This window comes from Bifidobacterium sp. LH_743 (genome assembly GCF_056355775.1).
This window is the reverse complement of sequence record NZ_JBKESZ010000006.1, coordinates 93,981-115,346: the sequence shown is the minus strand read 5'-3', so window position 1 is coordinate 115,346 and position 21,366 is coordinate 93,981. Positions and strand designations below refer to the sequence as shown.

Here is a 21,366-nt window from a genome sequence, read left to right as displayed (position 1 = left end):
CCCAATGTGGCCGGTCGCCCTCTCAGGCCGGCTACCCGTCGTAGGCTCGGTGGGCCGTTACCCCGCCGACTACCTGATAGGACGCGACCCCATCCCATACCGATAGAATCTTTCCCAGAGGACCATGCGATCAACTGGAGCATCCGGCATTACCACCCGTTTCCAGGAGCTATTCCGGTGTATGGGGCAGGTCGGTCACGCATTACTCACCCGTTCGCCACTCTCACCACCAAGCAAAGCCTGATGGATCCCGTTCGACTTGCATGTGTTAAGCACGCCGCCAGCGTTCATCCTGAGCCAGAATCGAACCCTCCACAAAAAACCTTTTCATGAAGAGACATCGACATGATGACTCTCAAAATAAGAAAATTGACGATCGCCTTATAAGGAAAGGCGCATCGCACAAAAACCTCACCGTCGTTTGACCGATCCCTCGGCACCACACGCGAACGCGTGGCCGACGATGAACTGGCAATCATTGACTATAAAGAAGTAGTACAAATACGCTCTTGAGTTCTCAAACCACCACCACTCACCCACCTCGCGACCCGGAACCTTCCGGGCCACTCGCTGAGCGGCAGCAAGAGATAAACTTACAGCACCGGGGCGATCCACGCAAATCGACGTCCGCCGGCATGGCGTGAAACGTTGCAAAAACGCGCATCTGTCGGCGTGTCGAAAATGGGCCGGACACGACCCGGAACCCATCATGGGACGCCAAAACCACGGCCACGCGGACACGGAAACAACAACACACGGCGTGTCGGGAACGACGGAACCGGGATTTCCCGCACTCATCGGCAGTTGAATTGATACAGCGCCCAGCCTTTGGCATTGGAAGACAAGTTGGAGTAATCCTGAATCTTTGTCATCGTGCCGTCGTTCGCATACTTGTCGATCAGCTGCTGGTCGTGGAACGTGTCGTACTGCTGCTTGAACGTGAACATCTGAAGACTCGGTGCCTGGGCGCCCATGCTGAGGAAGTATGCATCGCCATCTTCGCTCAACGGACATACGGTGTTCGTCAATTCCTTGCCGTTGCCCGAAGCGAACGCGCGTTCCGTCTGCCCATAAATCGCACCGTTCTTCTCGGCCTTCGGATTGTAAATGGGGAACAGCATATCCGCGCCATACATCGCGGTGGCATACATGGAGCCGTTCAACGGATCGGAAACCACGATCGAATCGGTGCCGGTCTCCCCCACCATCTTCTTGAGAATCCGCTCCTTCGTGGAAGTGAGCTGCTCATCCGGCTGCGAATCGTCGATCGCCATATTCGAGTAAACGGCATCGGACAAGCCGGAACGGACGGTATTGCCGAATTGGCAGGAAACGACGAGCGCCGCAAGTACGATGACCGCGACGATTTTCGTCACGTTCGGCAAACGGCTGGAACGCAGCAGAACGACCGCGGCAAAGACGACCAGCGACACCACACCGAACGGAATCATGGTGAGCGGCCGGGTCTCGGCACGATACCAAGCGGCGGCAACGATATTGGGGAACCACCCGGTCAAAGCGGTCGAACAGACGTAGACCAGGCCGACCAGGAAGAAGACCAGTGCGATGGCGATCGCGTCGCGGCGAAGACGGGACACCTCGGAACGAGGGGTATGACGGGCAGCGGAAATCCGGCGATTCCCAGATCCGGTGGAAGCGACGGCAGTGGCCTCAGCCGAGTCACCGGCGGAAACCGTTTCGGAAACGGCGGATTGCTGCGATCGCTTCGCCGCGATATCGGAATTACGAGCGACGAATATCTGCGGACGGACGATCGCAGCGATGGTGATGACCAGCGAAATCAGAACGATTGCCGCCATGAACCAGCCCTGCACGCCGGCGATATTATCGGTGAGGTAGACGCGCAGCGCCTCGGGGACCGTGCGATTCGGCACGAAGGTATGGAACCAGCTGGCGGGGTTGAAATAGCGGTCCGATTGATAGCTGGACATCATGTACGCGAGGAACGCGCCCGCGCCGAGCACCACCACGACCGCGAGGCCCGCGATGGCTTTCCATGGCAGACGGGTCAATACGAAGGGGGCCATGAGCAGCAGCCAGGTGAAGACGATGCGCGGATGGGCGAACATGCAGATACCAGCCGTGGCAAGGAACAGCAGACTCCATTTGACGAGGTGCTCGCGAACGGCGATCGCGTCAAGCAAACGAAGCGTGGTATACAGCCAGAACGGCAGAAGCGTGGTGGCCAGACCGAAAGTGATCAACGGACCGGAAGCCAGCATTTGGAAGGGATGGCATGCGGAAGCGACAGCCAAAGAGGGGATGATGAGCGCAAGTACGGCGGGAAGCAGCGCTGTTGCGATCGCGCGGACGGAAACATTGGAATGCGGGGAATGCTGCGATGCCGTCGACCGGCATGTAGATGCGGAACGTGCGGATCGCACGGCATCGTCCGGACCCGACAGACGCCTCGTGAAATAGGAGGCGTACAGCTGAATCGAAATCGGCCATACCAGACCGGAAGTGGCCAGCCAAACCGTGTTGAACGCCGCGTAGATCGACAGGTTGATGCCGAACAGGCCGGCAAGTTTGATCAGACCGGCCGCAAGCAGATGGAACAACGGCGGATAGTATTCGTCGTTCGGCCACAGATGGGTGGCGGCGCCGATGCCCTCGTCAAGAATCTTGCGAATGAAGTAGTAATGTGCGGGCGCGTCGATCTCATGCAACGGATTCGTCCAAGCGGCGGCACCACGCGGAAACCAGGCCCATACAATCGCGGCGGCGAGCGCGACGCCGATGACGGAGCAGACAAGCCGTGCGATGCGCGGCAGACGGGGAAAAACGGAATCGTTGGAATCGACGGAATTTTCGGCGATGCCGGAACCGGCGGAATCGATCATGACGTCGTCGCCCTTGTCCGTGGAGGCCGCTTCCCCAGCTGCGTCGGGAATCGGCATGCCCGCGACGTGTTTCTTCTGCTCCGCGTCGTAATTTTTCCTGTCGTGCTGCTTCGTGCTGTGCTGCTTCATCGCAATCCATCGTAGCCGAAACCGCGATTCCGGCCATGTTGTGGCCCGTATCCAGCCTTCGATTTTCAGGAAGTATTCAGACTTCACACAGGGGTATAACAGTGTTGCGCAAGAAAACAATCACGTTGGATGGGCAGGATGATTGCACGGGGCGCATTGCGCTGTAAGCGTACCTCGCTGTCGTTGCTTGACGGTGCGCCCCGGCCAACGCTGGCGTCGGCATGCGCCGTCGCATAACTACAGAGAACTGGAGAAGTACCGCATGTTCGTTCTCAAGAACGCATGGGCCGCGCTCGGTCGCGTCAAATGGCGCACCGCGTTAACGGCCTTGCTCGCACTGCTGGTGTCGTTCTCGGCCGCCGTGGATCTGGCGGTCCTGAGGGCAGACGATACCGCGAATAACGAAACATACCAATCGCAGAAGGCGTCGGCGACGATCCGACCAAGTGCGAAGACCTCAGCGAAACGTGATGGCGCGGACTCCAGCTATACCGCGAATTACATGACGTGGGAACTGTACAGCAAGTACGCGGAGGCCGTGCAGAAGAACAATGTGACGTTCGAATACACTCTGGCCACGTCGGTGCCGGTGCGTGCCAGCAAGTCGTTGCAGGCGATCGCCGCGAAAAGCGACACCAGTGAGGATAAAACCGGTGGCGATCTGACGCTGCAGGCCTTCTATACGGCCGAAGCCGTGAAAGTCAACGACTATGGCACGTTCAAGGTGGTCAAAGGCAAGAACCTGAGCTACAAGACGGAAAACGATGGGGTGCTGGTCTCGCAGGCGCTGGCCAAGAAGAACAACCTCAAGGTGGGAAGCAAGGTGACCGTCGGCAATCCGACGAAGCCTTCCACGACCTACAAGGCCACCGTGCGCGGCATCTATGAATACACCGGTGACGCGCCCGCCGGATATGGTTCCGACGCGAAGTACGCGAAGGACAACCGCGAGAACGTGGTGTACACGACGTACATCAATTTCGCGAAGGACGGATTGGATACGACCGATGCCAAGGGCTGGGCCGTTCCTGATCTCAATATCATCTTCTCGCTGACCAATCCGGCCACGTACAACAAGTTCGTGCGCCTGGTGAAGAAGGCCAAGCTGGACACGTCGAAGTACACGATCTCCTCGCCGTCGCTCGACGCGTACAAGAAGCGTATCGCGCCGTTGGATTCCGCCGCCGCCTCGGCACGTGTGATCCTGTTGGCGTCCGTGATTGTCGGCGGTCTCGCACTGCTGGCGCTGGTGCTGTGGGCCGCGATCGCCGGCCGCCGCGACGAAATCGGCATGGCGATGATTTCAGGCGTCACCAAGGGCCGTCTGGGATGGCAGTTCATGCTGGAGACGTTCATGATGACCGTTCCGGGCTGGATCATCGGTCTGGTGGCCGGCGCGCTGCTGGCCAAGCCGATCGGCACCGCGTGGGCCGGAGGACAGGCCGTGGCCATCACGTCCGCGTCTGTTTGGAACGTGATCTGGTACGGTCTGGGCGCGTGCCTGGTATTGGGCATCATCGCGTTCATGCGCGTGGGATTCTTCGATTTGAGCCAATTGTTCGCAAGCCGTTCCGACAAGCCGGTTGATACGACCGAAACGGATGCGGCCGAAACGACGAACCGTACGGAGGTGGACGCATGAGCGACAAGGACGTGAAGGATACCGAGAACGAAGCGCTGACGTCGGCTGACGGCGTTGACGGAAACGACGCTTCCGTATCGATCGATTCGATCGAAGCGGTCGATTTCGCGGTGGTATACGACGATACGGACGATGCCGGCGATACGGCGAATGGCGATACGGCGGACCATGCTACGTCCGGCACCGCGGAATCGCAGGAAGCCACGGCGGACAAGGACGATGCGGAAGGCATCGCCACGGAAGACAGCGTGGCCAGCGACAACGCGAACCGTGTGAACGAGACGCTCGCGCTGGGCGCGGCCGACGATCAGACGCCGCTCGCCGGCCGCGAAAGCGTGAAGGCGGATTCCGCGACGAGCGTGTCATCCCAGATCGATCGGGAGATCAAGCACCGTCGCAAAAAGGATGCGTTCTTCTTCAAAGCGAATCCGACGTTCGCGCTCGACCATGTGACGGTGAGCAACCGCAAGACCGGCCGCAATGTGCTTGACGACGTCTCCTTGGCGTTCCATGCCGGCGCGACCTACGCGGTGCTGGTGGACGCCGATGACGCCGAACAGCGTCAAGCATTGCTGGCCACCATGGTCGGCATGATGCGGACAACCAGTGGCAATGTGATGCACAAAAGCACGAATATCGCGGATGTGGAGCCGGTGGATGTGCTCGGACACCGTATCGGTTTCATTCCGCAGCGGTTCGCGGTGCGAGGCGATCTCGACGCGGAAGGCAACGTGCTGTACGCGATGGACGCGTCGAACCGTAACTTCCTTCAGCCGAAGCCGGTGATCGCACGCGAGCTGCTCAAGCGCGTGGGATTCGAAGAGGTGACGTCCGGCATGCCAGTCGGCAAGCTGAGCGAATTGAACCAGCGTCGTGTGGCGATCGCCCGAGCACTGAGCTGCGAGGCCGAGGTGATCATCGCCGACGAGCCGACCGCGGGACTGAACCGTGACGATGCCGCTGTGGTGCTTGGCCTGCTGAAGAAGGCGAAACGCGACGAGGACCGCAAGCGCGCGATTATCGTGGTGACTTCCGATTCTGAAGTGGCCGATCAAATGGAGCATTGCGCGGAACTCGACTAGTTTCGTCCTTCCGCAACGTCCTTCCACAATCCGAAAAATAATCTAAAAATAATTTGAAAAAGCCTTGTCCGGCACCGTGGTTTGCGATGTCGGACAAGGCTTTTTCGTTGCTTCTGCAACTTGCCTTTGCGACTTGCTCCGATAATCGAAAGACAAGGACGCCCGTACGAATTCCGGGATGGATTTCATACGGGTCCCGTAACTGGTTCCGTATGGGTCCGTACGAATTATTCGGCGACGCGCATGTGATATTGCTCGGCGAGCGGTTTGACGTCGAGGATGCCGTAACGTTCCAGAAGCCGCAGCCATTCGCGCTTGTTGTCCTCACCGAAACGGGCGGCCTTGCGCGTATAGGCTTCGGCGGTGAGGAACTTCGGCGGAATCGACTTGCTGTTGTACTTGTCCGCCACCATGACGACCTCCTGTTCGAGGTTCACCGGCACATAATCGGCCGGAGGCAACGGAAGGCCCTGCGATTCCACCGCTTCTTTGGTGAGTCCCACGCCCGTATGGTTGCGCGCGAATTGCGCGATGGACTCGTCGACGCCCTGTTCCAGCAGGTATTCGTAGCCTTTCAATCCGTGCTGCACATAGTGCGGACCATCGAATTTGAGCGGTTTACCATCGGAACCGTCCTGCTTGAGCAGGAAGTACGTGCCGATGTCGTGCAGCAGGCCGCCGATCACCACCAGATGTTCGTCGATGAGCCGCGGCGGGACCGTGCCGCCGGTCAGGCCTTCCGTCGACGACACCGCGGGCACGTGCAGCATGCCGAGCGATTCGGAGCCGGAATCGTCCGTGCCGAGTTCCAGCCCGAAATCGCCTGTTTTCTCAGGTGCGTCCGCAGGCAGGGTGCAGCGACGGGTGAACAGCGCGTTCTGGCGGCGTGCCATGCGTCGGGCGATGTCCGCCACGACCACGCAGTGACCATGGATGAGGTCGTATGCGGCTTGCGATTGGGCGATTTTGCGGTGCAGCTCGTCCACTTGCGCGAGTGTGGGAATGTACCCGGTGGTCGGCTGCGCCGATTCGTTCGATGTGGTCATCGATGCAGTCGCCGATGTGATCGGTTCGTTCGATTCGTTCGTCATACGCCCCATATTAGGCGCGTTTCAGGCGCGCGTCAGATGGAACGGACGCGGAATTCGCCGGTGCGGTTGGAGGCCACGATCATCTGGTCGTTGTTCAGACGGGTCCAGCCGTCCTCGGCACGCTGGTCGAAGCCGGAGCTGGCCACGACCACGCCCTTGGGCTGTCCAGCGGCACGGTCGGCTTCGGATTCGCCGAGCGCACGGTAGCGCAGCACGCGGTAGTCGCGGGCCTGCTCGCCGCGGCCGTACTGGTCGTAGATTTCGACGATGCGCTTGGAAGTGACCTCACGTCCGGCCGCGCACAGGGCGATGAACTGGTCCTGGCTTTGGATCATGCAGTTGTAGCTGGACTTCGGATAGCTTTTGCGCAGTTCGCGCACGGCCTGGGCCACCGCCTCGTCGAGCGCGAAGCCGAAACCGATGTACTGCAGGATGACCGCGAAGAAGATGGCGGAATCGGAACGGCCGCCGGTGGACTGCACCAGGCTCGGGTCGACCGGGAACGAACGGTTGGTGATGATGTTGCGGCCCTGATCGTCGGAGATGTCGCCGTTGTGGATGAAGCTCAGTCCGTTGGCGAAGAACGGCTGCTGGTTCTCCAGAATCAGCGGCAGGTTCGAGCTGGCCAGACGCAGGTGCCACAGGCCACCGCGGGCCGGGGTGTTGGCGAGCTCGTCGAAGATGGGATCGTGACGGGCCGCGACCGTGTTCTTGTAGATGGCGGTGCCGGTTTCCGGAGTCGGCGCACCGCCGTCGCGACGGTATGGCGATTCCTCCGGGACCGTGACCAGCGCGGCGCCCCACCCATCATTGTGGATTTCGCTGAGATTACGGAAATCACGTACGGTCTGCATGCCGAGCACACCGTTGAGAGTGGTGTTGCTGCCTGCCGTCGCGAATCCAAGTAATCTGCACATGGTTGATTACTCTACCGGCGGCAGGTTTCGACGCGCGTACGCCGTTATCGGAGTTGCTTATAGCCCGCGATTCACACGCGTTTCAGGCGCGGCGGACGCTCCGTGGCGAGGAACAGCGGCTGGATTTCGACCAGCGGATTGTAGGGCGCGAGGCCGAACCATTTGATCGGGGATCCGGCCAGATGGCGGATGGCGTACTTGATCTGCAGGGAGATCGCGCCCTTCTGCGAGACCTTCGATTCGGGCATCAGCGCCTTGTGGATCAGCACGTAGCGAATCGGGCCGATGTTCGGATCGGCGTCCAGCTTCGGATACCGGGTGGTCTGCTTCGGCAGATCGCCGGACTTCGACAGATCGTTCATGATCTGGTGGATGTAGGCGGGCAGCGATTGGGAGACCTTGAATCCCAGACGGATGCGCACACGGAACAGGAAGTCCGTGCCGAAGTTCTCCACCGAATACTCGCGTGTGAACGGATTGTCGGACGTCTCCACCGACACGGCCCACCAGGCGCGGGCGCGCTTCGGATGGTCGGCGAAAATCGAGAAGAAGATGTCAGTGTCGACGCGCTTCATTTCCGGATCGGACGTCAGGTAGACGATGTTGTCCGCGAAATACGGAATCGAATCGTCGTCATGCAGCTGCTGCAACACCGGAATGCAATCGGCGGGCTGCATGTGCCGCCGCTGCGCACGCTCCAGCTTCGTGCCTTCGTTCCATGTGTACATGATCAGCAGAATCGCCAGAGTCAACAGCATGGTGAACCAGCCGCCATGCAGGAACTTCGCCATCGAAGCGAAGAAGAACAGGAACTGGATGGCCAGGAACACCACGGTGAACACCACCGCGCCGACGCGCTTGCCGTCATGCCAGATATAGACCGCCAACAGAATCGTGGTGGTGATCATCGTAATGGTCAACGCGAGGCCGTACGCGGCGGAAATGTGCTCCGAATCTCGGAACAGCGCCAATACGAGCAACGTGGAGACGCACAGCACGCCATTGACCACCGGAATGTACAGCTGGCCACGGGTGCGGGCCGGGTAACGGACCTGCAGATGCGGCATCCAGTTGAGTCTGGTGGCTTCGGAAACCATGGTGTAGGCACCGGTGATCAGAGCCTGGGAAGCGATGATGCCGGCGAACACCGACAGCAGCACGGCGACGTAACGCACGGACGGGGTCATCATCTCGAAGAACGGGTTCAGACCGTGCATGCGGCGGTATGCGGAATCGTCCCAATGGTTGAGCATCCACGCGCCCTGGCCGAAGTAGCACAGCACCAACGAGATTTTGATGAACGGCCAGGTGAAGTAGATGTTGCCACGGCCGACATGGCCCATGTCGGAATACAGGGCTTCGGCGCCGGTGGTGGACAGGAAGACGGTTCCCATGACGGCAAGGCCGGCCGCATTGTGATGGCTGAAAAGGAATTTCACGCCGTACACGGGGTTCAGCGCCTCGAACACGCTCCAATCGGCGCTCAGATTCACGAGGCCGACCACGGCGAGGAACGAGAACCAGACCATGACCACGGTGCCGAAGGTACGACCGATGCGTTCGGTGCCGCGCGATTGGACGGCGAACAGTCCGACGATGATCACCACGGTGATCATCAGCGTCAGCTCCTTGTTCTCGCTCATGATCGGCTCCAGCAGCGGCAATGTTTCCAAACCTTCGACCGCGGAGCTGATCGACACGGCCGGTGTGAGTACGGAATCGGCGAGGAACGCGGCGCCGCCGAGCATGGCGGGAATCGCCAGCCATGCCCCGTATTTGCGGATCAGCGAATACAACGCGAAGATGCCGCCTTCGCCGTTGTTGTCGATGCGCATGGCGATGAGCACGTATTTGACGGTGGTGATCAGCGTGATCGACCAGAATACCAGCGACAGGATGCCGAGCACGGCGGAGCGGTCGGTATTGGCCAGACCGCCCTGACCGTTGAGGAACGTCTGCATGGTGTACAGCGGCGACGTGCCGATGTCTCCGTATACCACGCCAAGCGCCACCACGGCCATGGCCGGAGTGATCTTGTCCGGTCCGGACTGCAGCCGGCTCCACCAGCGGCCAAGACGGCCCTTGCTGGCGGCCTCGTCGAGTTTCGCAGCTTCTTCCTGCTGCTGTTCGTGCTCCTTGATGAGCACTTGACGCTCTTCTTTGGTCAGGACTTTGTGCGAGACCTTTGGCGCCTGCGTGTATGTCGCCGCATGCAGCAGCGGTCGCTCCTCTTCGTCAGGCTCGTTCGCCATAACGCTTCCTCCAAGCGGCGGGCCTTCCAACCCGCTCCCCACAATAAAACGCAAAGTGCGACATTAGGAGCCTGACAAACAGTTGTCAAATCTTCACACAAATTCTGGCATGTTTTGACAGTGATTCAAATAAACTGGATTGTTTGTTTTACCTAATTTATGAAGCGCTTCAGATGCCGTACACCTCACGCGTGGTCTCGCGTGTGGCCCGGGCTATGTTCGCCAAGGGCTTATCCAGATAATCGGCGAGCGCCTGCAGGGTGTAGGGGATCATGTATGGCGCGTTGGGACGGCCACGATACGGCATCGGACTTAAGTAGGGGGCATCGGTTTCTACCATGACGTGGCTGAGACCGACCAGCTTGGCCGACTCGCGGATGCCGTCGTTGCCTTTGTAGCTGGAGGTGCCGGAGAGGCTGAGATACCAGCCGTTCTCGCGGGCGATTTCGCCCATTTCGGCGTCACCTGAGTAGCTGTGGAACACGGTGCGTTCGGGGGCTCCGTCGGCGAGCAGCGTTTCGATGACTTCCTTGTGCGAGTCGCGGTCGTGGATCTGCATGGGTAGGTTGAGTTCCTTGGCGAGCGCGATGTGGGCGCGGAAGGCCTCGCGTTGGATTTCCTTGGCGCCTTCGCCGGTGCGGAACAGGTCCATGCCGGTTTCTCCGATGGCCACGACCTGGTCCGGGTAGGTGGTGGCGAGGCGGTGCACTTCGGCCATGGCGTCGTCGAAGGGGATGTCGTGCCATGGCTGGTATTTGATGGGCAGGCCGTCCGGTCCGGGAACGCCGCGGTGGCCGTGCAGCACGGCTTCGTTGGGATGGATGGCGATCGCCGCGTGCACCGTGCCCGAATGCTCGCGGGCCATGTCGATGGCGGTCATGAGGTTCGGCAATTCGCAGCCGCAGTCGATCACGCCTTCGACGCCGACTTTCTGGGCTTGTTCCAGCAGTTCGTCGACGCTGTAGACGGGTACTTCGCCTTGGCCTTTTTCCATGGCTTCGTGACTCATGGCTTGGGAGAAGGGCACGACGGATGCGACGTGGGTGTGGCTGTCGATGACGTGCGCGTCTTCGGGCAGCGGCTGCGGGGCCGGGGCCCAATTGCGATTGCGGTGATGCTTGCTCATGTTTTCTAGATTAGTCCCGATTGGCCCTGCACTGCGGACGAACTCTCGTTCGAGGGTTCAAACGAGGGTCCGCCCGTTTCGCGGCATACACGTCACTTAATCGTGATGGTGGTGAACGACCATGCCGGTGCCGTGTAGTCGCCGTCTGTCAGATCAATCGCGGTCTGCCGCGGCCTGGTCGGTGATTCCTCACCGACCTGTCCCGCATACGGATTGTCTCCGGCTAGGACGGTGGCCGTGGCGGATGCCGCCGATGCTGTGGAAATATTCAACTCGGCAAGAATCTGACGTAGGTCGACGCTTATTGGCGCGTCCATGGCATTGACCACGCGCACGTAGGTCTCTCCGGCTTTGTCATTACGTGATACGGTGACGGTACGCCTTGGCTCGTCCTTGACCTCCGTGCCATCCGCAATCAGCGTTCCATCGATGTACAGCTTCATGGCTTGGCCGCGATCGGTGACGTCAACGTGCACCTGCCAAGTGGTGCCCGGTCGCACTTCGTTCATGGAGACTTCGGTGCCGGCAAGCGCGTAGGCGGTGCCGTCGCGGACCACGCGCACGCTGTGCCCGCGACCGAGCGAGACGATGTTGTGGTTCTTGCCGTCGATGTCGCCGCAGATGAGGTCCATGCCCCATTTGCCTTCGTAGTAGACAACGGTGGCGTCGATGCTGTAGGAATCCGCGTGCAGGGCGAGCGGGGTGTCGGTGGTCCTGCCGTCGTAGGCCACGTCGCCGAGGTCGATCGTGTCCCCGGCTGCGGTGGTGATGGTGAGGTTGTTGAGATCGGCTTTGGCATTGCCCGCGATGCGCAGTCTCACGGTGTCCGGCAGGGTGCGGCGCAGCGTGGACGGGCCTTCGACGGTGACGGGCCACGCAGTGTCGGCCGTGGTGGTGGCGTACATCTGCTGCACCCAATAGCTGTAGGGATGGTAGGCGCGTTCGTTGTCGAAGTAGATGAGGTCCGGATTCCAGCTATGGTGCCCATTCTTGGCGAACAGCGGGGCGTAGGAGGCCATGGCCACCACATCGCCGTTGAGTTCCATGCGTCCCATGAAGGCCGCTTCGGACAGGCCGTTGATCAGTTGGGTGTTCCAGGAGCCGTATTCGCCGAGGTAGACCTTCGGCCCCTTGCGGTCCGTGTGGTCGTAGTGGTCGAGGTTGTGGAACCACCAGCTGGACGACTGGTAGGAATGTTCGTCGACGATCGGCAGACCCGCTTCGCGCGCGTACTTCCAGCCTTCCTCATAATCCTGACCGCTGGGGGCGGGACCGACGGTGCCGACGACGACGATGTCCGGATATGCGGCTTTGACGGCGTCGAAAATCTGCTGGAAGCGGTTTTTGAACACGTCGTCGATGAGATCCTCGTTGCCGATGCCGAGGTATTCGAGGCCGAACGGCTCCGGGTGACCCATGGCGGCGCGCTTGGCGCCCCATTCGGTGGCGGTGCTGCCGTTGCAGAATTCGATGAGGTGGAGTACTTCATCGATGTAAGCGGGCATATCCTCCTGCGCCACCGGCACCGGGCCTTGGCTGGTGTTTTGGCAGCTCACGCCGGCGGGCAGCACCGGCAGCGGCTTGGCGCCGATAGTTTCGCACAGGCACAGGTATTCGTAGTAGCCGATGCGGAATGACTGGTGGTAGCCCCAGAGGTTGAAGTTGTGCGGACGGTGCTCGACCGGTCCGATGGTGCGGTCCCAGTGGTACATGTTGTCCATGCCGAGGCCGTGGGTGATGCAGCCGCCGGGGAATCGCATGAATCGTGGTTTGAGGTCGGCGAGCGCCTCCACCAGATCCGGGCGGAAATGCTTGAGACCGTGGTAGGTGGTGCGCGGCTCCAAGGTGACGAAGTCGAGGTCGATGACGCCTTCGCCGGCGAAGGCCAGACGCAATGTGCCCTGTGTGGCCACGCTCGAGCCGGCATCGCCGTGCTCAGGAACGGTCAGCGAGGCTTGGTATGTCGTCCATGCCGAGGCTGAGACGGTGATGGTGTTTTCGGCGATGATGCTGCCGTCGTCTCCGCGCAGCGAGACCGTCACCGGCATCGCGCTTTCCGATCGCACGCGCATCCAGGCGGTGAAATCGTAGGTTTCTCCGGCGCGGAACACCATGCCGTCCCAGCCGGTGTTGTCCAGCGCGGCAGGGGCATGTTCGACTTCCACCGTCGCGTAATGCGGGTTTTCGGTGGCAACCGGGTCATTGTCATGGATACCGAAGGCTGCGAACGAGCCTTCCGGCACGATTTTGCGCCAGAAGCTGTAGTTGCTCCAATCGATGGAGTCGGCGCGGTTGTATTCGAAGGCGCCGTTCTGCACGAGGTCGGCGTTGAGGCCGCCGTCGCCGGAGTAGCTGATGTCTTCGAAGAAGATGCCCCACAGGTCGGTGCTGATGGCGCGCACGCCCGCTTTGTCGAGTGTGGCGGTGAGTTTGTCGGTCATGGTGTGTCCTTGAATGGTGTTGGTTGTTGGGTTGGATGGTGTTGGGGTATGTGCGATTGCACGGTTTGGCGTTCGTTTCGCGGCTATTCGCCGCCGGCTGGCGTCAGACGGGCTCAGTCGAGCGCGAACCAGAGGCAGCCGTGTGCGGGGATGGTGCCGCGGATCACGCGGTCCTCGCCTTTGCCTTCGATGCGGACGTTCGACTGGATGCCGTCGGACGATTGCGGAGCGTCGGCCCACAGGTCGGTGAGCGTCCATGGCTTGTTGCGTTGGCTGATGCCGACGAAGCTCTGCAGTTGGATGTTGCCTTTAAGCTCGTACGGCTCGCCGCCGGTCCAGAAGATCGCTCCGTAATGGCCGTGCGCGTGGGCCGACGTGGTGCCGTCGGCCCAGTCCGCCGCGTTGGCGGCCCATACGATGAGCTCGCCGATGAAGGATTCATCCACGTTCCATTCGGCGAATAGCCGTTCCCGGACGATTTCGCGATTGTTGGTCGAGCCGGCGGTCACTTCGCGCAGCGCCGGGTTGGTGAGCAGTGCGACGGTGTCGGCGCTGCTGGTGGGCAGGTCGCCGCCGACCATCAGCGGGGATCGGCCCATGCTCCACAGGGTGAGCAGTGTTTTCTGCTCGTCGAGCGTCAGTTTCGATTGGCGGTCGTCGCCACGTTCGGCGCGCAATCCGATGTGGCCGAGCGGCAGCATGTCGGCGTCGGCCCAGTGGCCGGTGCGCTGCATCGGCGCCCATCGTGCGAGCCGGGGGAACTGCTGGTAGATGTCCTCCCAGCGGTCCCAGAGATCGTCGGAGATGCGCCACATCTGCGCGACGTCTCGCAGGAAATCGACGTGAGTGCTGGCCACCCAGCCGCCCGGGGACAGCGACAGCGTGATCCGCCGGCCGTATGTGGTCTCCGCGCGTTCGATGGCGTGGTGGTAGGCTTCGATCTCCTCCGGGAAGAACGGGGTCTGCATGTCATCGACTTTGAGGAAGTCGAGTCCCCAGGAGGCGAACAGGTCGACCTGTGCGTCATACCAGGCCTGTGCGCCGGAGTCGCCGCGTTTGAGGCCATAATTGTCGTGGTTCCATACGCAGGTGTGCTCGGTGTCGGCCACGTCCCGCGCGTGCAGCGCGGTGCCTTTGACCGGCAGGTTCTCGTGCACGGCCTGCCTTGGAATGCCTCGCATCACGTGCACGCCGAGTTTCAGGCCGAGCCGGTGGACCGCTTCGGCGAGCGGGCCGAATCCCTTGCCGTCGGCCGCGCTGGGGAAGCGCTTCTCGTCGGGGATTTGGCGGCCGTATGCGTCGATGCACAGCGGCGTGCCGTCGGAGTAGCCGTGCGCGTGGGCGTTGGGATCGAACCAGCCGGCATCGATGACCAAGGTGTCCCAGCCGGCTGCCTTGAGATGTTCGGCCATGAAGCGTGCGTTGGCCAGGACCTCCTCTTCGGTGATGGTGGTGCCGTAGGAGTCCCAGCTGTTCCAGCCCATCGGCGGGCGCCAGGCTTTGACCGGAGTGGCCGAATCTGATGGTTGGCCGTCGGATGGGTTGACGGAAACGGTGGTCGGGATCGTCATTGAACCTCTCTTCGTTGGGGCTGCCGTGGCGCGTCTGAAACGAATGTCGGGCGCCATCGTGCGAACCATATAACCGTATATGTATCGTTACATATCCTAACGCAAATTCAGCAAGGCGCAATCAGCGCAATATATCGGTGAGTCTTTGTATTTCCAACGATTTTGCAGAATCACATAAATGTAATATCGTTACATATCAATCGCACGTTTTTTAAGGAGCGGCATATGACCAGCAGCACACCGACGCTACGCGACGTGGCCGCGGAAGCCGGAGTCTCCCCCATGACCGCGTCGAACGCGCTGCGCGGCAAGCCGGGAGTCAAGGCATCGACCCGCGCCAAAGTGATCGCCGCGGCGAACAAACTCGACTATCGCATCAATCTGACGGCCAGCATGCTCAAATCGGGCCGCAGCAACATCATCCACGTCATCGTCAACGAATTCGATTCGCCGTTCTATTCGAAGCTCACGCAAGCACTGAGCAACGAAATCGTGTCCCGCAGGCTCATTCCGTTCATCGAGCAGACGCAGTATTCGCCGGATGCCGCCGAGCATGCGCTGAGCAGCAACCCGTTCTCCGGGCAGCTGTTCGACGGCGAGATCCTGCACGCCACGGGCTTGGGCACGAACGTGCCGTTGGCCAAGCTCAACGGCGGCAGGCCTTTCGTACTGCTGGACGCCTGTGAGGAGACGCCGACCGTGGACGCCGTGAACTTCCCCAACGAGGAGGCCGAACGCGCGGCGACGCAGCATCTGATCGACCGCGGATGCCGCAATATCGCGATCGTCGGGCACCGGTTCGCGCCACGCGCCGACCTGGCGCACGCGCAGAACGCGTTCGCGCTACGGTTGCGCGGCGCGTACGGGGCGCTGTCCGACGCCGGACTGCCCTACGACGAGTCCACGGTGTTCGAAGCCGGGGATGTGGCCAACGGCATCATCGCCGGCCACGCGATCGCGGAACGCATTCTCGCCGCGCGCAGCGGACAAGGCGGCACCGCGTTCGACGGCGCGTGCTGCGCCAACGATTTCGCGGCTTTCGGCGTGATACGCGGGCTTGCGGACCGTGGATTGCGCGTGCCGCAGGACGTGAAGGTGATCGGCTTCGACGGCGTGACCTCCGGCTCGTACACGACGCCGACGCTGAGCACCATCCAAGTCGATTTCACGCAACTGGCGAAGTTCTCGGTCGACATGCTGTCGGAGCGCATCGAACACGGCAACGGCAATAACAGCGATGACGGCAAAACACTGCCACCCAGGCGGGCCATCATCGGCTACCAGCTGGTGGAACGGGAATCAACCGCCGTCTGAGCGGGACGCGTGGTGCAGTGCGCGGCGCAGCCATCAGCCGTAGCCGACCATCGCAGCCATCGCAGCCATCGAAAATAACACCACGACCGCAATCAATTATCACCATTCATCACAAAAACCATAGGAGCATCATGAGCATCGACACCCAGGCCTATCTGTTCGTGCATTTCATCGGCGAGGAGCGCAATCCCACCGACGAGCAGCTGTATTTCGCGCTGAGCCGCGACGGCGTGCATTGGAGGGATCTACGTCCGGCCGGCAGCCCCGCATTGACGTGGCTGGGCGGCGAGAAGGGCGTGCGTGACCCGCATATCGTGCGCGACCCGCGCGGCGGGTTCCACATCGTGGCCACCGATTTGAGCATCCACTACCGCGGCGGCTGGGGACCGAACGACGGCGCCACGACGAATGGATCGACCGGCCTGGTGATTTGGGACTCCCCTGATCTGGTCCATTGGAGCGAGCCGCGTCTTGTGGACGTGGCGTCGAAGATCCCGGGCGCGGGCATGGCCTGGGCGCCCGAGGCGAATTGGGATCCGGACCGCGGGCAGTGGATCGTGTTCTGGTCCACGAAGAGCAATGCCGAAGGCTCCACGGATCCGCTGGCCAACGAGCTGGGAGATCCGACGAACGTGTATTATGCGACGACCGTTGATTTCAGGACGTTCTCCGATCCGGTCAAGTGGATTGATCGCAAGAACGTGATCATCGATTCGACCATGCTGCGCGACGATGATGGGTGGTGGTACCGCGCGTCGAAGGATTCGGAGATCACCATCGAACGCACCCGCAACCCGTATGCCGTGACCTACGAGGTGCTGCGCACCGACGACCCGAACGAGTGGTCGTACGTGGGCACGCTCACCGACATCTTCGGCAACGGCCGGTATTCCATGCACTATCTGGAAGGGCCAGAACTGTTCCGTTACAACGATGCGGACGTGACGGAGGTCAACGGCAGGCGCATGCCGTTCGGTCTCATGTGCGACCAGTACGCGGAGTCCAAGGGCTATCTGTCGTTCCGTTCCGCCTCGCTCGCCTCGCACGATCCGGCCGATTGGCAGCGCGCCGACGACATCGATTTCGGCACGCTGAAGAAGCGTCACGGCGCGATCCTGCCGATCACGACCGCCGAATACGACGCAATCGAAGCCGCTTTCGCCCTGTAAACGACGTGCGCGCGCACGGAACGCGCCGTACATACACGAGATAAAGCCGGCAATACCCTCTGCAATGTGTCACGATTCGAAATTCCGGAGCTTTTTTCGAATCGTGACACATTACACGCCATATAAATACCCCCCGAACTGCGTCTTCCGCGCTTTTTCCGCCGTAAATATCCAGTTCGGGGGTATCTATATTTCCGTACTTGTCGCACGATTCGAAATTTTCCCCGAAAATCGGAATCGTGACACATTACGCTTACGGCTGTCACGGTATCGCGCACACGGCCGCCACAGCATCCACCGCAACATCGTGCGATCTCCGCCGTTTCTCTTTCGTCCCGCTTTTGACCCGTTATACGAATTCCGCCGTTTCAACAACGTAAAACGGCGGAATTCCAACGAAATTTCTTTTGCCTGCCATGTGCTTTTCTTTTGATTCCAGAATCAAAAGAGCGCATGTTTATTCGAAGCGCAGGTAGTTGATGAACTTGATCGGCACATCCTTGTCTTTGGTGATGTTGCTGAAGCCGAGGATGACGTCCTTGTCGGGCAGGCCCTTCATCGAGGTCCAGGTGGCCGACTTCGACAGGTCGAAGCCGACGGCCTTGTCGATGTCCGACACCGGCTTTCCCTTGGCGTCGACCAAGGAATCCTTGATGCGTTCGAGCGAGGCCGCGTCCATGACTTCGGAGGGCTTAGTGATTTCCTCGCGGTGATTGACCGCAGCGAAGGTCTTGGCATCGGCCGCGATCACGTTGACCTGCCCCGCGGACACCATGGCGAGCAGCTTGGTGGAGCCGTCCTGCCCGCTTCCGCTCGCCGTGCCTGTCAGGGAGACGGACGTGTCCATGCTGATCAGACGGCTATCCTTGATGCCTTCCGACTTGGCGAAGTCGGCGCCGAGCGAATCAAGCTGGTCCGAATAGTCGCTCATATTGATGCCTTCGAAGGCCAGGACCGGATCAGGCGCCTTGGTCAAGTACGAGACGCCGAACACCGCGGCGATGCCGACGACGAGGACCACGACAATGGTGTAAGTCAGGAAATTCTCCTTGAAATACGACCATTTCTTGCCTATCGGCAACTCGCGGAACGTCTTGAACTTCGACTGCTTCGTATACACATTGGTTTCGGCCAGTTCGGCGACCGCCGCCTTCTGCTCGTCGGAAAGTGCGAAATCTTCGCTACGCTGCTTGTTGTCGGTCATAGGTTTCCGCCTCCGTCGATCTTCACGCCCGTCCATGCACGTCCGTCCGCGCACACCCATCCGTACGCGACCTGCGCATCGCTATCCGCGCAGGAACACCGTCATTTCAGTCTCGCCACGGTTGGCCCATGCGAAGTACGGAATCAGCGTGGCCTTCGTCGCCTTGCGCTCGACGGGACGCCAATCATGATACAACGCGGAGGTCGGAGCGCCGCTCTCCATTTCGCGCCAAGCGGGAATCGTCAGCGTGGTCATCGGCATATCGACGGCGTCCACTTCGCCGAGCCCCTTCTCGTCCTGTCCGGCGGCACCAGCATGGAAGACGATATGGTCGACGCTCACACAGGACGGGTCGGCCGCGATACGCGCGGTGTCGGCGTGCAGCAAATGCAGGTTTTCACCGTTGTCGACGCCTTCGGCGCAATAGGCTAACGGTCCGCGCACGAACGCCACCTTGCCGGCGTCCTCGCGCACGAGCGGATTCGCGGCGACCATGTGGACGGGCATCGGGAAATCGAAATCGATGACGTCGCCGTCATGCCATGCGCCGGTCAGATACAGATAGCCGTCTCTGACGGTGCGGGCGATGTCGAAACGGCCGCGCACGGCGATCGCATCGGAGGCGGTTTCGCCGCCGGCCCAAGCAGGCAGGCGGAGGGCGATTGTGAAGGTCGCGTCCTCGGATTTCCCGGATTCCTTGGATTTCTTGGATTCGACAGTTTCGGCGGATTCGCCGGAAACATGGACCGCACCGAAATTCACCGTGACGGACCCCTTGCCGGACCACGGCATATCGCAATCGACGTCGAGATTCACGTCGGCACCGGAAAGCCTGGCATGAACCGCGCCTCCCATGTACAGATGCACGTACAGCGTGGCCGCGTCGTCGCCGATCGTGTAGGCGTATTGCTGCACATCCTCCACGATGCGCGCGATGTTCGGCGGGCAGCAGGCGCAGCCAAACCACTTCTGGCGTACCGGCTTGACGTGCGCCTTGCGTTCGTCGCGATGGCAGGCTTCGGGCACCACTTCAAGCGGATTCACGTAGAAGAAGCTTTTGCCGTCGAGCGCCATGCCGGCGAGCGTGGTGTTATACAGCGCCGATTCCATGACGTCCGCGTATTCGGATTTCGGCTGGATCTCGAGCATGCGGCGCGCGAAGAAGGCGAGCGCGATGGCCGCGCAGCTTTCCGAGTAGGCGGTGTCGTTCGGCAAATCGTAGTCAAAGGAGAAGGACTCTCCCATGTGGGTTGCGCCGATGCCGCCGGTGATGTAGAGCTTTCGGTCGACGATGTTGCGCCACAGTCGTTCGCAGGATGCCAGCAGGTCGGGGTCGCCGGTCAGTCGTGCCACGTCGGCGGCTCCGGCGTAGAAGTAGGCGGCGCGGACGGCGTGGCCGAGCGCCTCCTTCTGTTCCATGATTGGTTTGTCGGCCTGGTAGTAGGCGTAGTTCTGTTCGCGCGGCTCGTAGTTGCGGCCGTCCTCCTGAGCACGGCGGCGGTCTTCAAGCTCGAAGTAGAGCGGTTGCTGGCCGCGTTGGCGCACGAAGTATTCGGCGAGGTCGGCGTAGCGTTGTTCGCCGGTGGTTTCGGCCAGTTTGACGAGTGCCATTTCGGCGATTTCGTGGCCGGGATAGCCATGCAGCTTGCCGGTGGCGGTGCCGAATCGGGAATCGATGTAATCGGCGAAACGGCAGGCCGCGTCGAGCAGCTTGCGTTTGCCGGTGGCCTGGTAGTAGGCGATCGCGCCTTCGGTCAGGTGGCCGAAGCAGTACAGTTCATGATGGTCCTTCAGGTTGGTGAAGTGCCGGTCCATGCCGTTGAGGATGTAGTAGGTGTCGAGGTAGCCGTTGTCGAGCTGCGCCGCGCAGACGATGTCGATGGCGGCGTCGGCGGTCGCCTCGAGTTCGGCGTCCGGATGGTGGGTCAGCGAGTAGCCGACCGCTTCGATCCATTTGGAGAAGTCGGTGTCCTGGAACACGAAGCCGTAGAACTTGTCGGGGTCGGGGTGCTTGGGATCATCCGGAAGCGCCTCAAAACCGCGGAACGTGTATTTCGGCGGCACGAAGGCCTTGCCTTCCTTGCGGTGTTCGGCGTTCTGCGCGGCGGCGGCCTTGAAGTTGTGCATGCAGTAGCTGGGAGCGGCGCCGGGAACGTTGTCGTTCAGCGCGTCCCACTGGTAGGGAATCACCTGGGTGCGCACAAGTTCCTGGCGTGACGCCCAGAATTGGTCGGTGACGGTGGCGTCTTTCAGCGCGATGGGATGGCTGGTGTGGTTGGGGATGGTGGTCATGGGTGCAACGCTCCTTGGTGCATCATGGTGTTGTTAACGCTCACAATCCATTATTTCACGCATTTCTGCGGCACGCGTTCCGCGTGGCGTCCACCAGAGGCATGTCAGCATGTTCGGCGGAAATTCCATCGCGACCGCCAGCCCAAGATGGCCGCGCATTGGCTGCGCGACCGTTGGACCGGCATTCCGGATTACGGCCATAAGGGGCTATAAGGAACTAAAAAAGCCCGGGCCGGCGTCCACCGGCTCAGGCTTTGGCATTCAGGCCTGCG

Annotated in this window: 13 protein-coding genes and 1 rRNA gene; 4 read left to right on the top strand and 10 right to left on the bottom strand. The window is 61.0% G+C overall.

Annotated elements, in window-relative coordinates; all coding sequences use genetic code 11:
* Positions 1-319 (bottom strand): 16S ribosomal RNA (locus tag AC1ATL_RS08325); the annotation flags it as partial.
* A 475-nt stretch (positions 320-794) separates the two neighbouring features.
* Positions 795-2,993 carry a DUF6541 family protein gene (locus tag AC1ATL_RS08320; RefSeq protein ID WP_476569869.1) on the bottom strand — a complete coding sequence of 733 codons (2,199 nt, stop codon included), beginning with the start codon at positions 2,991-2,993 and terminating at the stop codon, positions 795-797.
* Positions 2,994-3,255: 262 nt separating this feature from the next.
* Here AC1ATL_RS08320 and AC1ATL_RS08315 point away from each other — a divergent pair, with 262 nt between their 5' ends.
* Together AC1ATL_RS08315 and AC1ATL_RS08310 are read left to right on the top strand one after the other, a co-directional pair.
* Positions 3,256-4,635, top strand: a complete 1,380-nt coding sequence (locus AC1ATL_RS08315) for an ABC transporter permease (protein WP_476569868.1) — start codon at positions 3,256-3,258, stop codon at positions 4,633-4,635.
* Positions 4,632-5,717 carry an ATP-binding cassette domain-containing protein gene (locus AC1ATL_RS08310; RefSeq protein ID WP_476569867.1) on the top strand — a complete coding sequence of 362 codons (1,086 nt, stop codon included), beginning with the start codon at positions 4,632-4,634 and terminating at the stop codon, positions 5,715-5,717. Before AC1ATL_RS08315 ends, AC1ATL_RS08310 begins: the two co-directional genes overlap by 4 nt.
* Positions 5,718-5,944: 227 nt before the next feature.
* Here AC1ATL_RS08310 and AC1ATL_RS08305 read toward each other — a convergent pair whose 3' ends face one another.
* The 6 genes from AC1ATL_RS08305 to AC1ATL_RS08280 all read right to left on the bottom strand — a co-directional run bounded on the left by AC1ATL_RS08305 (position 5,945) and on the right by AC1ATL_RS08280 (position 15,028).
* A complete protein-coding gene (locus AC1ATL_RS08305) occupies positions 5,945-6,763 on the bottom strand; it encodes an HD domain-containing protein (protein ID WP_476569875.1) in 819 nt (272 codons plus the stop codon).
* A gap of 77 nt (positions 6,764-6,840) precedes the next feature.
* Positions 6,841-7,725, bottom strand: a complete 885-nt coding sequence (locus tag AC1ATL_RS08300) for a class II glutamine amidotransferase (protein ID WP_476569866.1) — start codon at positions 7,723-7,725, stop codon at positions 6,841-6,843.
* Between the two features lie 71 nt (positions 7,726-7,796).
* Complete coding sequence (locus AC1ATL_RS08295) at positions 7,797-9,977, bottom strand: KUP/HAK/KT family potassium transporter (RefSeq protein WP_476569865.1); 2,181 nt, start codon at positions 9,975-9,977, stop codon at positions 7,797-7,799.
* A gap of 169 nt (positions 9,978-10,146) precedes the next feature.
* A complete protein-coding gene (locus AC1ATL_RS08290) occupies positions 10,147-11,103 on the bottom strand; it encodes a TatD family hydrolase (RefSeq protein WP_476569864.1) in 957 nt (318 codons plus the stop codon).
* Positions 11,104-11,195: 92 nt separating this feature from the next.
* On the bottom strand, positions 11,196-13,544 hold the full coding sequence (locus tag AC1ATL_RS08285) for an alpha-L-arabinofuranosidase C-terminal domain-containing protein (RefSeq protein ID WP_476569863.1): 2,349 nt from the start codon (positions 13,542-13,544) through the stop codon (positions 11,196-11,198).
* Positions 13,545-13,657: 113 nt separating this feature from the next.
* Positions 13,658-15,028 (bottom strand): glycoside hydrolase family 27 protein, encoded by a 1,371-nt coding sequence (locus tag AC1ATL_RS08280; protein ID WP_476569874.1) that lies wholly within the window; start codon positions 15,026-15,028, stop codon positions 13,658-13,660.
* Positions 15,029-15,340: 312 nt separating this feature from the next.
* On the opposite strand from AC1ATL_RS08280, the gene AC1ATL_RS08275 reads away from it, so the two are divergent.
* Complete coding sequence (locus AC1ATL_RS08275; RefSeq protein WP_476569862.1) at positions 15,341-16,429, top strand: LacI family DNA-binding transcriptional regulator; 1,089 nt, start codon at positions 15,341-15,343, stop codon at positions 16,427-16,429.
* Between the two features lie 131 nt (positions 16,430-16,560).
* The gene (locus tag AC1ATL_RS08270; protein ID WP_476569861.1) at positions 16,561-17,598 is read left to right on the top strand and encodes an alpha-arabinofuranosidase; all 1,038 of its coding nucleotides are present in this window, start codon (positions 16,561-16,563) and stop codon (positions 17,596-17,598) included.
* A 457-nt stretch (positions 17,599-18,055) separates the two neighbouring features.
* On the opposite strand, the gene AC1ATL_RS08265 is transcribed toward AC1ATL_RS08270, so the two are convergent.
* Entirely contained in the window at positions 18,056-18,802 is a 747-nt protein-coding gene (locus AC1ATL_RS08265; protein WP_476569860.1) for a hypothetical protein, read from the bottom strand.
* Positions 18,803-18,883: 81 nt separating this feature from the next.
* Entirely contained in the window at positions 18,884-21,094 is a 2,211-nt protein-coding gene (locus tag AC1ATL_RS08260; RefSeq protein ID WP_476569859.1) for a glycoside hydrolase family 127 protein, read from the bottom strand.
* Positions 21,095-21,366: the final 272 nt, after the last annotated feature.

Bases quoted from the DNA above. Each gene is read 5' to 3' on its own strand.
- AC1ATL_RS08270 (WP_476569861.1), top strand. From the start codon at position 16,561: ATGAGCATCGACACCCAGGCCTATCTGTTCGTGCATTTCATCGGCGAG.
- AC1ATL_RS08260 (WP_476569859.1), bottom strand. From the start codon at position 21,094: ATGACCACCATCCCCAACCACACCAGCCATCCCATCGCGCTGAAAGAC.
- AC1ATL_RS08295 (WP_476569865.1), bottom strand. From the start codon at position 9,977: ATGGCGAACGAGCCTGACGAAGAGGAGCGACCGCTGCTGCATGCGGCG.
- AC1ATL_RS08275 (WP_476569862.1), top strand. From the start codon at position 15,341: ATGACCAGCAGCACACCGACGCTACGCGACGTGGCCGCGGAAGCCGGA.
- AC1ATL_RS08320 (WP_476569869.1), bottom strand. From the start codon at position 2,993: ATGAAGCAGCACAGCACGAAGCAGCACGACAGGAAAAATTACGACGCG.
- AC1ATL_RS08310 (WP_476569867.1), top strand. From the start codon at position 4,632: ATGAGCGACAAGGACGTGAAGGATACCGAGAACGAAGCGCTGACGTCG.
- AC1ATL_RS08285 (WP_476569863.1), bottom strand. From the start codon at position 13,544: ATGACCGACAAACTCACCGCCACACTCGACAAAGCGGGCGTGCGCGCC.
- AC1ATL_RS08265 (WP_476569860.1), bottom strand. From the start codon at position 18,802: ATGACCGACAACAAGCAGCGTAGCGAAGATTTCGCACTTTCCGACGAG.
- AC1ATL_RS08300 (WP_476569866.1), bottom strand. From the start codon at position 7,725: ATGTGCAGATTACTTGGATTCGCGACGGCAGGCAGCAACACCACTCTC.
- AC1ATL_RS08280 (WP_476569874.1), bottom strand. From the start codon at position 15,028: ATGGGCTGGAACAGCTGGGACTCCTACGGCACCACCATCACCGAAGAG.
- AC1ATL_RS08290 (WP_476569864.1), bottom strand. From the start codon at position 11,103: ATGAGCAAGCATCACCGCAATCGCAATTGGGCCCCGGCCCCGCAGCCG.
- AC1ATL_RS08315 (WP_476569868.1), top strand. From the start codon at position 3,256: ATGTTCGTTCTCAAGAACGCATGGGCCGCGCTCGGTCGCGTCAAATGG.
- AC1ATL_RS08305 (WP_476569875.1), bottom strand. From the start codon at position 6,763: ATGACCACATCGAACGAATCGGCGCAGCCGACCACCGGGTACATTCCC.